The organism is Brasilonema sennae CENA114 (genome assembly GCF_006968745.1).
Taxonomy (GTDB): Bacteria; Cyanobacteriota; Cyanobacteriia; order Cyanobacteriales; family Nostocaceae; genus Brasilonema; species Brasilonema sennae.
In genome coordinates, this window is the sequence record NZ_CP030119.1 from 101,414 (window position 1) to 114,846 (window position 13,433).

The 13,433-nt window shown below is 42.8% G+C and carries 7 protein-coding genes; all 7 read right to left on the bottom strand.

Translation table 11 applies throughout. The features are described 5' to 3' along the window. Positions 1-143: 143 nt before the first annotated feature. Entirely contained in the window at positions 144-2,174 is a 2,031-nt protein-coding gene (locus DP114_RS32855) for a heavy metal translocating P-type ATPase (protein ID WP_169263273.1), read from the bottom strand. Positions 2,175-2,308: 134 nt separating this feature from the next. Then, positions 2,309-2,782: a copper resistance CopC family protein gene (locus DP114_RS32860; protein WP_169263274.1), complete on the bottom strand. Its 474-nt coding sequence runs from the start codon at positions 2,780-2,782 to the stop codon at positions 2,309-2,311. Positions 2,783-2,928: 146 nt separating this feature from the next. Beyond that, entirely contained in the window at positions 2,929-6,051 is a 3,123-nt protein-coding gene (locus tag DP114_RS32865; protein WP_169263275.1) for an efflux RND transporter permease subunit, read from the bottom strand. Positions 6,052-6,248: 197 nt separating this feature from the next. Beyond that, the gene (locus DP114_RS32870; RefSeq protein ID WP_169263276.1) at positions 6,249-9,374 is read right to left on the bottom strand and encodes an efflux RND transporter permease subunit; all 3,126 of its coding nucleotides are present in this window, start codon (positions 9,372-9,374) and stop codon (positions 6,249-6,251) included. 643 nt (positions 9,375-10,017) lie between these two features. Further along, positions 10,018-11,175, bottom strand: a complete 1,158-nt coding sequence (locus DP114_RS32875) for an acyltransferase family protein (RefSeq protein ID WP_171978377.1) — start codon at positions 11,173-11,175, stop codon at positions 10,018-10,020. Between the two features lie 169 nt (positions 11,176-11,344). Beyond that, positions 11,345-12,637 carry a sensor histidine kinase gene (locus DP114_RS32880; RefSeq protein WP_171978378.1) on the bottom strand — a complete coding sequence of 431 codons (1,293 nt, stop codon included), beginning with the start codon at positions 12,635-12,637 and terminating at the stop codon, positions 11,345-11,347. Positions 12,638-12,641: 4 nt separating this feature from the next. After that, the gene (locus tag DP114_RS32885; protein ID WP_171978379.1) at positions 12,642-13,319 is read right to left on the bottom strand and encodes a response regulator transcription factor; all 678 of its coding nucleotides are present in this window, start codon (positions 13,317-13,319) and stop codon (positions 12,642-12,644) included. Positions 13,320-13,433: the final 114 nt, after the last annotated feature.

Below are 13,433 nucleotides of genomic sequence, written 5' to 3' on the forward strand. Positions count from 1 at the left end.
TAGGTTGATTTTTTAACGCCGACTTACTTAGTGTTCACCATTGTTATAACTCTACTGCTTTAAACATGGCTTCTGTTCTGGGAGTTGACTCTCTGGCTTAAGCATCCAAAGTAACATTAGAAAAAAATCCCAAATTATCAAATCTAAGCCAGCGGTACTCGGCGTAGAGTCATAGCATTAATTGATACGATAACAGTGGAAAGGCTCATAAACAAAGCTCCTACTGCCGGAGAAAGGAGAAAACCCAGGGGATAGGCAACTCCCGCAGCTAAAGGAATAGCTATAACGTTATACCCAGTAGCCCACAACAGGTTCTGTATCATTTTGGAGTACGTAGCCTTTCCTAATTTGAGCGCCCGCGCCACATCCACGGGATCATCCTCGATAAGTACCAAGTCAGCTGATTCAATGGCGACATTTGTTCCCGCACCAATGGCGATTCCCAAATCGGCTTCCAGCAGTGCTGGTGCATCATTGATGCCATCACCAACAAAGGCGGCAGGTGCTTTAGTTTTGAGCGATCGCACCAACTGCGCCTTCTCACTTGGCAAAATGCGAGCGTGATAACGGTCAAGGTGCAAATCTGCTGCAACAGTCTGAGCAACAGCTTCAGCATCCCCAGTAATCATCACTACTTGAATACCCTGCTGTTGTAGCTGACGGACTGCTTCACGGGCACTTTCTCGCACTCGGTCTGCTAGTGCAAATAAAGCGAGAACCCTTGTTTCGTCCATCAAAGCAATCACGCTCTCGCCCTTAGCTTCCGACTCCTCAAGACCACTTTGCACAGATAAAGGAAACTCAATGCCTAACTCTCCAATCCACTCCGGACGACCAACGCAATATGACTTTCCGCCCACTTTACCTTCCACTCCTTTACCAGCAATCGCCTTGAAGTCGGTTGCAGAAGAGAGCTGGACGTGTTCACGTTCAGCTTCTTCCACTATTGCTTGAGCTAATGGATGTTCGGAAAGACTTTCAAGGGCAGCAGCAATTGCCAAAGCCTCCTTTTTACTCAAACCTTCAACATAAACAGCTTGTACTCCGAACCGCCCCTCAGTTAAAGTACCTGTCTTGTCGAAAGCAATGGTTTTGATGTCTCTTGCCCGCTCAAAGGCTTCACGGTTGCGAACCAAGATTCCGTTTTTCGCTGACATTGCTGTAGCATTGACAATAACCAAAGGAATTGCCAGACCTAGAGCATGAGGACAGGCAATGACTAACACAGTAACTGCACGGTTGATGGCAAAAGTCAAGTCTTGCAGAGATAGCCAAATTACAAAAGTTAATGTTCCAACACCAATTGCAATCAAAGTCAGCCAGTAAGCAACCTGGTCAGCTAAGACTTGGTAACGGCTTCTAGAACTTTGGGCTTCTTGCACCAAACGCATAATTTGGCTAAGGGTTGTCTTCTCTCCCGTGCGCGTGACTTGAACCTTCAGTGCTCCTTCCCCATTAACCGCCCCAGCAACTACCTCGTCACCTTCTTGTTTGGACACTGGACGAGATTCCCCTGTGAGAAATGCTTCGTTGACGCTTGATGCTCCCTCAATCACTACTCCATCTATGGGGATTTGTTCACCAGGACGAATCAGGATGATTTCTTCCGCCTGAAGTTCGCTTACGGATACATTCTCCAGGCGCTCATCTACCAATCGATGAGCTACTGAAGGAACGAGTTGCGCTAGATGCTCAAGTGCTTGACTTGCTCCCTGCACTGAAGCCATTTCAATCCAGTGTCCCAACAACATTACATCTATTAAGGTTGCTAGTTCCCAGTAAAACGGCATCCCTGGTAAACCCAGCGTCACAGCCAAACTGTAGACGAAGGCTACAGTAATTGCCAACGCGACTAGAGTCATCATACCAATGCGGGAGCGCAGCTCGCGCCACGCTCCTTGGACGAACACCCAGCCACCATAGAAATAAAGCACTATAGACAGAATAGGACTGACCCAACTTGATCCAGGAAACTGAATTGCTTGGTAGTTGAACCACTCCTGAAAATGAGGGTCAAAGTAGAGGATGGGAAGAGTCAGCAGGAGGCTCACGAAAAAGCGTTGCTTGAACATCTCTGGGCTGTGCCCAGCATGTTTGTCATGCCCTTGATGTTCTCCGTGGCTTGAGGAGGTATGATGCTCGTGATCTTGGTGACTGCTATGCTGGTGTTCCATTGTCAAAAACCTCCTTCAAGCTAAGAAAACACCCTATTCTAAGAACAGCTAGAAAACTGTAGATTTGCTTTTATTCTACAAAGACATCAGGAGCATTAGACATAAGTCCCAGCAGCTTTACTGAGCCTAAAAATCTACTGCTTAAAGCTAAACCGACCGTCTACCTTTTTACCGCCAATATCCGCAGTAACTTTCACCTGATACTGACCAGCTGCGTTTCCAGGAAGTACAGCTGTATAGTGTTTGCCGCTGGCGTCATAAGAGAGAGGAATTGACTTTTGCTTCCCATCAGGTGACTGAACTTGAGCAGTCACTTTCGCATTGGGAATTGCTTCGTGATTGTCTCCTTTTTGCAAATAGAAATCTAAGTGAGTTCCATTAGCTTCCTTTTCAGGGACAAACTCCAAATGATAGGCTCCATTTTCGACAACTTGAGCATTTTTCCCATGTGAATCGCCATGATTTGATGACTGGTCTTTGGCTAAAATTAAAGTTGAGCCAGATAGACTTTTACTAATCTGGGCTGCTTGATTGCTGTTACTAAGACCTCCCAACAAAACTAGTCCTGTACTTGCTAAAATAAGAAAACCTAATTTCAGTGATTTCATTCGTTTTATCCTCATTTAGAATCATTACAAATTGAGCAAAAATCGGTAGGGTTACCCCGTTTTATGAAGTTTTTACACTTCTTATTATGCCTTGCTTCCTAAGAATATTTATGATTTTCTTCAATATATCAAATCCATAAATATTCTTATACAATTGACTCTTTTTTTGACCCTTGAGTTCCTTCAATATTTTGTATGTTTGTAGAAATTTTAGGAACTAAAAATCTACCAAATTGAGAATACAAAGCTGGCAAAACTAACAGTGTTAAAGCAGTGGAAGTAAACAATCCTCCTAACACTACTACCGCTAAAGGTTGTAAAATTTCTTTGCCTGCGCCAGAGCCAATTACTAAGGGAACCATACCAAGTGCTGATGCAAGAGCTGTTAATAGAATTGCCACTAAGCGTTCCATCGAACCCTCAACAATTACTTCTTTGAGCGGTATTCCTTCAGCTAGGCGATTGTTGTAGTTATCCACTAACAGTAAACCGTTGCGGGTGGCAACACCAAATAGGGTAATAAAACCAACCATCGAAGCGACAGATATTATCCCACTACTTATAGCAACAGAAATTACACCACCGATTAACGCTAGTGGCAAATTAATCATAATCATCAGCGTAGCAGGAATTGACTTGACAGCAAAGTAAATCAGCACGGCGATCGCAGCAAAAGCAGCTGCCCCCGAAATCAGGAGGGTTTGGGTTGCCTGCTCTTGTGCTTGAAACTGACCGCCATACTGGATGTAGTACCCCCCAGGTAGTTGTACTTGCTTGACGCGATCGCGCACATCTTTAATCACAGACCCCAAATCCCGTCCGGAAACATTGGCTGAGACTATAATCAGGCGGGAAACGTTTTCACGGTTAATGGTACTTGGTCCTGTGCCATAATCAACTTTGGCAACCTGGGAAAGGGGAATTTTCTGCCCGTTGGGTGTGTCCACCAATAAATTGCCAATCACATCCAAATTGTTACGGTAGCGCTCTTGCAACCACACGACAAGATTGAACGTTTGTTGTTTCTCTAACACTTGGGAAACAGCTTTACCGTTCAGCCCAGTCTCTATCGTTTCTGCCAGTTCCCCGACAGTTAATCCATAACGAGCAGCTGCATCGCGATCAAACTGAATTTGGATCTGCTTGACCGGAACTTGGGGTTCGAGTTGCAAATCCACAATGCCGGGAACACCACTCATAGCCGACTGTACCTGCTTGCCAATAGTGCGGAGTTGTTCGAGTTCGGGACCGTAGATTTTGACGGCGATGGCACTCCTAACTCCTGAGAGAATTTCATCCATGCGGTGTGAAATAAATCCACCAATATTCGTGGCGACACCAGGAAGTTTTTCAAACTCTTTGCGAAGTACTTCAATTGTTTTCTCCCGGTTTTTTGCTCCTTCTGAGCTAATTTGCACATCCAATTCCCCAAAGTTCACCCCTGCTACATCTGGATCTCCTTGGGCAAACCCAGAGCGAAACGCAATGGCATCGAAGCGCTTATCATTTTTGAGGGCATCCATAGTTGCTAAAGCTGCTTGGTCAGTTGCATTTAGAGATTCACCAGGTAAAAGAATTATTGCATTCACCAAGGAGCGGTCTTGGAATTCTGGCAGGAAGACTTTGCCTAACCCCGGCAGGATAATCATAGAAGCTACAAAGCCCGCGAGCGCAACCCCTAAAATCACCTTGGGACGACGAATTGAAAACTTCAACGCCGGACGATAAAATTGATGTACTTTACGCTCTAGCCAAGTTTCTGTACTGGGCAAGCGGCGATTTGCCAGTAGTAAGGCGCACAACGCTGGAGTCAGTGTCAATGCAACTAAGGTGGAGGCGAGAATCGATAGCAGATAAGCCATCCCCATTGGTGTGAAAATACGACCTTCTACTCCAGACAGGGCAAAAATAGGTGCAAAGACCACCGCAATAATCACTGTAGAAAATAAAACACTGACTCGCACCTCCACTGAACCATCAAACACCACTTGCAAGGGACTTTTAGGGTTGCCTGCTATTTGGTTTTCCCTCAATCGGCGGTAAACGTTTTCCATATCCACAATGGCATCATCCACCACAGAACCAATGGCAACGACCAGTCCTCCCAAAGTCATGGTGTTAATGCCCTGTCCAGTAAAGTTTAGAATAATCATCCCCAACAGTAACGATAAAGGTAGCGCACTGAGGCTAATAATGACCGTGCGCCAGTTCATCAAAAAGATAACAAGGATGACTGAAACGATAATCGTGCCATCGCGCAGGGCTTCTTCAACATTTTTGACGGAAGCTTCGATAAATAAATTTTGGTCAAACGTCTTAGTAAACTTGACATCCTTTGGTAGCCCTGGCTTAATCTCCTCCATTGCTGCTTCCACAGCTTTCACAACGGTGGGAGTATCTGCCGCAGGCTGCTTGCTAACAGTTAAAATCACCGCTCGCTTGCCCTGAAATAGCCCATCCCCACGCCGCAGTGCTGGACCAATTTTGACCTCTGCTACCTGTTCTAATAATACGGGTGTGCCTTTAGTTGCTTTTATCACCGAACGCTTCAGCTTGTCAATCGACTCGATACGCCCGATTCCTCGAATCAACGTTTCCTGGTCGGGAGTAATTAAAAACCCTCCTGGCACGTTAACGTTAGCATTCTGCACTGCTTTAGTAACTTCTAGCAGGGAAACATTGTACGCTTTCAGCTTGTCTGGATCAACCAAAACTTGATACTGACGCTCATCTCCACCGTAGATAAATACATTACTAACTCCTTGCACTGCCAGTAAGCGGTTTCTCACGTCCCAATTGACAATGCGCCACACTTCCATCATGTCAGTGCTTTCAGCAGAAAAGGCGTATTTGACAGCCCATCCCAAGGGCGAGTTAACAGGGAGAATTTCTGGCTGATCTACCCCCTGTGGCAGTTTTGCCCCTTGTAATCGCTCTGTCACCAGTTGACGGGCACGGTAAATGTCAGTGTCCCAGCTAAAGACGGCTTTAATAGCAGAAATCCCCACGGCAGAAGCAGAGCGTAAAGATTCTAGTCCGGGTGTACCATTAATAGCACTCTCAATTGGGCGAGTGACCAAAGACTCAATTTCTTCTGGTGCCAAACCAGAAGCTTCTGTCTGAATTTCCACCTGTGGTGGTGCAAAGGCAGGAAATACGTCTAAAGGCATTTGCGTTATGACGCGAAATCCCCACAGGCTAATTAATATAGAAGCGATAACGATTAGCCACCGTTGGGCAATCGACCACTTGACGATGGAATTGAGCATTTTTTAGACCCCTGGCTGGGATATCTGCTTTCCAATGCTACTCAGCCTGTTGGGATGAGTAGCAATGTTAAAGGTTCGGCACTGTACTTACTTTCTCAAATCAAGATGAAATCAGGATGAAATTTACTTTTTTGGTTAGCTCAGATCTTGCACCAAGAAAAATTGATGTTATTTTCACACTCAGTAATTTTTACAAATCAATTTTCCAAAACGGCTCCAACTGCCTTACCATTAGCTACAACTGGCATAGTTCTCTTTGGCAGCAAAATCCTACCAAATTTAGCATACAACGCAGGTAAAACGACTAGCGTTAACGCTGTAGAAGTAAACAACCCACCCAATACGACTATTGAAAGTGGCTGCAGAATTTCCTTTCCAGGACCACTTTCAACGACTAGGGGTGCTAATCCTAAAGCTGAAGTAAAAGCTGTCATCAAAATAGCGTTAAGACGTTCCATTGAACCTTTCATCAGAACTTCTTTAAAAGCCATCCCTTCAGCATATTTGGTGTTGTAATTATCCACCAGTAACAAACCATTACGGGTGGCGACTCCAAATAGAGTGACAAAACCAACCAAAGAAGCGATGGAAATAACGCTTCCAGTCAAAGCTACCGAAAATATTCCTCCGACTAATGCCAAAGGCAAATTAATCATAATCATGGCGGTAGAAGGAATGGATTTGACTGAAAGGTACATGATTACTGTAATGACGACAAAGGCTATGGCACTAAAAATTAAGATATTTTGAGTAGCTCGTTCTTGCGCCTCGAATTGACCAGCATACTGGATATAGTAGCCAGAGGGTATCTGTACTTGTTGCTTAACTTTGGTTTGAATTTCATTCACGATAGAGCGCAAATCTCTGCCGCTTGCATTAGCAGAAACCACAATCAAACGGGAAACATTTTCTCTGTTGATAGTGTTGGGACCAGTACCATTGTCAATTGCGGCAACTTGTGCTAGGGGAATTTTATTACCACCAGGAGTATCAACTAATAAATTGTTAATGGTATCCAGGTTTTGCCGTGCATCTGGTTTTAACCACACAACTAAATCGAAAGTTTGTTGATTTTCCAACACTTGAGACACTACTCGTCCATTGAGCGCAGTTTCAATAATTTCGGAAAGTTTTCCAACTGTCAAACCATATCGAGAAGCTGCTCCTCGATTGAACTTAATTTGTATCTGTTCTACTGGTACTTGAGGTTCAAGTTGCAAATCTACAATACCATTAACGGTTTTCATCACCTCATCTACCTGACTCCCAATAGTGCGGAGTTGTTCTAATTCTGAACCGAAAATTTTGACTGCGATCGCACTCCTGACTCCAGACAACACCTCATCCATCCGGTGAGAGATAAAACCACCAATATTCGGTGCTACCCCTGGTAACTTAGCAAATTCCTCTCGCAGCTTCTCAATAGTCGCCTCCCTGTCTTTCATTCCTGAGTCGCTTAACTCAATATCCAAGTGTCCCAAATTCACCCCTGCTGCATCCGCATCACCAGGCGCACGTCCAGAACGTAACTGCACGTAAGGAAATCTGGAGTCTCCCTTAAGTGCATCTTGGATAGCGTAGCCTGCACTGTTAGTCGCTTCCAGAGAAACACCCGGATATAGCAACACGGTATTTACCAAAGTTTGTTCCTGAAACTCTGGTAAAAATACTCTTCCAAAGGAGGGAAAAATCACAGTTGCTGCTACTAAACTGGCAGCAGCTACGGCGATAATAATTCCAGAACGGCGTATAGAAAATGTTAACAGGGGATGATAGAGCTTTTTAAAAAATCTCGCAACCCAAGGTTCGGTTTCTGGCAAGTTACCGTAAGGCAAAAGAATTGCACATAAAGCTGGAGTCACCGTCAATGCTGTCACGCTAGAAGCGAGAACTGCTGCTAGATATCCCAACCCCATTGGAATAAAAATGCTACCTTCTACGCCACTCAAAGCAAAAATTGGAGAGAAGACAACTATTGTAATTATCGTAGCTCCAAATACTGAATCGCGCACCTCCTGACAGCCGTCAAATACAACATCTAGAACAGGACGCGGGTTAGGAGAGTATTTATTTTCTCGCAGGTTACGAAAGACATTTTCAGCATCGACAATCGCATCATCAACTGCTGAACCAATTGCTACTGCTAACCCTCCCAAAGTCATCGTATTTAAACCTTGTCCCAACCAATTCAGTGCCAGTACTCCTATTAGTAAAGACAAGGGAAGAGCAGTTAAACAAATAGCCAAGTTGCGCCAATTCATCAAAAACGGAATGAGAATAATCGCAACAATAATGCTGCCTTCAACTAAAGCTTCTCTAACATTTTCAATAGAAGAATCGATATAGTTTTCTTGACGAAATGTTGGGTGTACCTGAACGTCTTTAGGTAAGCCTGCTTTAATCTCTTCCATCGCCCTTTCTATGGCGCGGGTAACAGTGGGAGTATCAGCTTGCGGCTGTTTATTAATCATGACAATAATTGCCTTTTGACCGTTAAAGGTGCCATCGCCCCGTTTAATAGCTGCACCAATTTGCACATTAGTGACATCGGATAACTTAATAGGCGTACCATTGCGCGAGGTAATGACTGATTGCTGTAATTCTTCGATAGATTCAATCCGCCCAATACCCCGAATTAACTTTTCTCGGTCAGGGGTGATAAAATAGCCACCAGGAGCATTGACATTGGCAGCAGAAGCTGCTTCTACTATGTTTTGTAAAGTAATATTAAATGCTTTTAATTTCTCTGGATCAACCAATACTTGATATTGACGACTATCACCACCGTATGCTACTACCTGGCTAACGCCGGGGACAGCCAAAAGGCGGTTTGTCACTTGCCAATCAACAATACGCCGCACTTCCATTAAAGGAGTGCTTTGAGAAGTAAAGGCATACTGTAGTACAGTGCCAATGGGGGAACTGGTAGGGGAAATTTGTGGCGTTTCTACCCCGGATGGAAGCTTACTTTGAGCTTGTTGCAATCGCTCTGTTACTAGCTGGCGAGCTTGATAGATATCGGTTCCCCAGTTAAAAATGACTTTGACAACAGAAATGCCCGCCGCACTCGAAGAGCGTACCGCAGTGATGCCCGGAGTCCCGTTAATTGCACTTTCAATTGGTAAAGTTACCAGGGATTCCAATTCTTCGGGAGCAAGTCCCGGTGCTTCAGTTTGAATTTCGACTTGGGGGGGCGCAAAGCTGGGGAAGACATCCAGAGGCATTTGGATAATTGTCCTAAATATCCAAAACATCAGGATAATTGCACTTAAAACGACTAGCCAACGGCGAGCGATCGCCCATTTAATGATGGAATTGAGCATTTTTTAGACCCCTGGCTGGGATATTTGCTTTCCAATGCTGCTCAACCAGTTGGGATGAGAGCGATGTTAATGGTTAAGCACTACTCATAATTTCTCAGAAGAAGATGAAATTGGGATGAAATCTAGTTTGACGAAGATTTTTTTAAGTCTAGTTTGCAAAACAATATAAAAACTTGCATGGGACTTTGTAAAAAACTAAGCTCAAATTAGCTCCAAACTTAGATGTGATAAAGGTTTTACATCGATTCATCACTTTTCCTTGATTGAACTGAACTTGAGACATTTTTAGCTCATCGACGTATTTCCCTTATTGGGACTTAGACAAAAAACACCCATAAACAAACCTCAAATCTATATACAGAAAGACTTTGACATCATTTCGCCTAGTTTTTTGATATATTTGGGTTTCAACCATTTTTGAGCATTTGGTGTATTTCCCTTACCCTGTATGGGTTTGAGGCTTGTTTATCCCTCAAAAATGTTTAAGTTCCGTTATCTGCCAAGGATTTCAGGTACTTTTCCAGTCCGAATTTTCTAAAGTCCCAATAACTAGACTTCTTGCAAAAGTCAAAAAATCGTGAATGTCATTCTGTAAGCGCAAGCGCACACTACGTGTTCGCCGTAAACAAATCACCTCAAAATCTCACTTGCGACGATTGAAGTTTGACATAAATGGTCGCTCAAAAATTAAATAAAACCAATAAGCAATGAGTAAGGATACTGCTATACCCATCAAGTAAGATGTTGTCGCAAACATGAAGGGCGTCATATTTAGACTATAAAGAAAGTAACGTAGCATTGTGATGACTGGTCCGTGGGTGAGATACAGACTATAAGAAAATGCACCCAGTGTAATTACCCAAGGATGCTCAAATATCCCCAAAACATGAGGTAACTTTTTGCCCGAAATCACAAACTGAGTGCAGTAAATAAATAGGCAAGCTGCTGAAGCACCAAAAAAACTCTGACCAATCCATATCGGTAGTCCCAGTCTTTTCCACTCAGTTATAAAAGCAACAATAGTTAAAGTTATTGCCATAATACCCCACGGTAAGGATTTTTTCAAAGCAATTAACTGGAGTTTTTGAGAAAATCCAATTTCTGCTGCAGCCATTCCCAAGGTAAATAAGCCAATGAACCAAGAACTGGTTGCCATTGAAAAATCATGCAGAATATAAAATGGTAATATTCCTAAACTAAAGCCAGCAATAACGACTGATAACAACCCGAAACGCCGCCATATGGGTAGTAGTAAAAGTGGAAATAAAAAATATAACTGCCACTCTGTTGCTACACTCCACATTGGTGGGTTAATAGTCATGGATGTACTACGGGCAAAATTGTGAACAAGGAATAGGTGAGATAACACATCAATCAATGAAAAGTCAGGAGAAAATGGGCCTTTTCCTGCAACTTCATCCCATTGAAAAGTAGTAAATTTCTCTAGCAAGAATATTGCAAATGCGAGTAAGAGACATGCCAACAGAGTCGCGTAGTAAGGTGGTAAGATTCGACGCCAACGCCTTTTAAAATACTCAAGTAAACCACCAGAAACAAAACCACTTTGTGAACGTGTAACTGGCAACATTAAAACATAGCCAGAAAGGACAATAAAAACAACAACACTGAATGCACCATATCTCAGTGTATTTTGAAAAAGTAACCAAAATGTAGGTAACTTTTCTCCTAGAGATGGTTCAATATGTACGGCTACCACATACAAAGCTGCAATTCCTCGTAAGCCATCCAGGTAATGAAGATGCAACTTTTGACGAGGCGGTTTTTCAGTTAACGGATTCATTCTCTTACTGTTCTAGTACAGGTAAACGAATTTGCTAAACCATTTCCACTTTTGTTAAAAGCTACAGAACAATCATGGTTTTTGAATTTCGCAAAGCGGTACTAGCTACTTTAGATGTGAAAAGTAAAAAACTCGGAAAGATAGTTAATATCTGAACTAATTTCTGTACTCAGTATGTTTTCAAAACAGCAAGCAGGCGTACTTGAAAAGAACTACCAACGCCAACTTGACTTTTGACAGTGATTTCTCCGCTGTGAGTGTGGGCGATCGCCGCAGCAATGGCTAATCCCAAGCCCAAACCTCCTTCTCTGTGGCTTCTGGCTTTATCTGCCCTCCAAAAGCGATTGAAAACTAGTGGAATATCTTCTGAGGCAATACCAATACCAGTATCATTGACAGAAACAAAAACAAAGCGATCTCGTCTCACTACCCCGACACTCACAGTTCCTCCAGTTGGTGTATACTGCAAAGCATTTTCTAGGAGATTAGAAAATAATCGCTTCAACTCAACAGGGTTCCCCTTAACAAACACCTCTTCGGGTATTTCTGACTTGAGGATGATTCCTTTAACATCTGCTTGTGGCTGCAGTAAATCTATCAAATCTTCTAAAAGTTCATCTAGGGGAATTGATACCCACTTAAAAGTTAGCGTTTGTGTGGTGTCAGTTCTTGCTAACAGGAGTAAATCTTCTACTAAACGAGTCATTTGGTTAGTCGCGCTTGCGATCGCTTTCAACTTCTTTTCATCATTGGGATGAATTCGTTCTGGGTGATTCATCATCACCTCAACAGAGGTTTTTACAACTGTAAGGGGACTTCGCAACTCATGGGAAGCATCCGCAGTGAACTGTTTTAATTGTTGAAAACTTTGTTCAACAGGCTTTAAGGATTGTCTTGTCAACCACCAACTGCCAATCCCAGTTAAAATAACAGCAATGAGTCCTCCACAACTGAACCCCCACATAAGCCTATCGAGTTCTTCTTGCAAATTTTCAGTAGATTCATTTACCCGTACATATCCTTGTAGTTGTTTTTTTTCTGGAATAAAACTAGCGGAGTAGACAGGGATAATAATGCTGCGGATTTTTTCCTTTTGAGAAGTTTTTATATTTGGATTAAATGGAATTTGAGGAATATAACGACCTGCATTACCCAATAACCGACCATTGGCATCAAACCATTCCACACTTTGATAATTATTGTGTAAATCTTGCCAAGGTATATCTAAGTCATCATCATAATCTAAATTCCGAGGAGTTCTACGCGAAATCGCTTTTGCATCAGCCTTAATTGTTAGTAAACTATGAGCAGCCGCATCTGCTAATGTAATCATCTGGCGGTCTAGTTTTTGATAGAGTTTGTAGGCAATAAACTCATAAACGGCTACAGTGGATACTCCCAAAATAACCACCATAACGGTTATATATGAAAATAAAAGCCGCCAGCGTAAAGTCTGAAACATAAACTTAAGCAGATTGCTTGAGGCGATAACCTAAGCCGTAGATTGTCTCGATAAAATCAGCAGATGCTCCAGCTAATTTCAATTTTTGGCGTAAACTTCTAATGTGAACTTTAACTGTTTCTTCTCCTGGTATTTCCTCAAAAGACCAAAGATGTTCAAGAATTTCACTACGACTAAACACTCGATGAGTATGACGCATAAATAACTCTAAAATTCGATATTCTTTTGGAGAAAGATGTATCGGCTTTCCCTGATATGTCACCTCAATTTTACTAGGATCTAAACACAAATTTTTCCATTCCAGAACAGGAGGTAAAATAGCAATTCCACGCCGCAGCAAAGCGCGAATTCGAGCCATTAACTCTTGTAAATCAAAGGGTTTGATCACATAATCATCTGCACCTACATCTAGCCCCGTCACTTTATCGGTGCTGGTGTCTTTAGCTGTCAGCATTAAAATTGGCATAGAATAACCTCTTCTACGCAACTGCTGACAAAAGCTGATACCATCTAACTGAGGTAACATTATATCTAATACAATTAAGTCATAGAAAAAGATTTCAACAAACTCCCACCCTACTTGACCATCTGACGCAATATCAACCACATAATGTTGGTCAGTTAATGCTTCTGCTAGTGCTAGGGCAATACGCTCATCATCTTCCACCAAGAGAATTTTCACAGTTGTCTTTCTGTTGTTTCACTAGCTAAAAACAATGTGGTTCTATATTAACAGTGTTACGGGAACGAACATATGCGCTATTTCATCCCAGCACAACCGATCAATCAAGTTTAG

Excerpts from the sequence above, each read along its gene's own strand:
- DP114_RS32855 (WP_169263273.1), bottom strand. The coding sequence starts at position 2,174 with ATGGAACACCAGCATAGCAGTCACCAAGATCACGAGCATCATACCTCC.
- DP114_RS32860 (WP_169263274.1), bottom strand. The coding sequence starts at position 2,782 with ATGAAATCACTGAAATTAGGTTTTCTTATTTTAGCAAGTACAGGACTA.
- DP114_RS32865 (WP_169263275.1), bottom strand. The coding sequence starts at position 6,051 with ATGCTCAATTCCATCGTCAAGTGGTCGATTGCCCAACGGTGGCTAATC.
- DP114_RS32870 (WP_169263276.1), bottom strand. The coding sequence starts at position 9,374 with ATGCTCAATTCCATCATTAAATGGGCGATCGCTCGCCGTTGGCTAGTC.
- DP114_RS32875 (WP_171978377.1), bottom strand. The coding sequence starts at position 11,175 with ATGAATCCGTTAACTGAAAAACCGCCTCGTCAAAAGTTGCATCTTCAT.
- DP114_RS32880 (WP_171978378.1), bottom strand. The coding sequence starts at position 12,637 with ATGTTTCAGACTTTACGCTGGCGGCTTTTATTTTCATATATAACCGTT.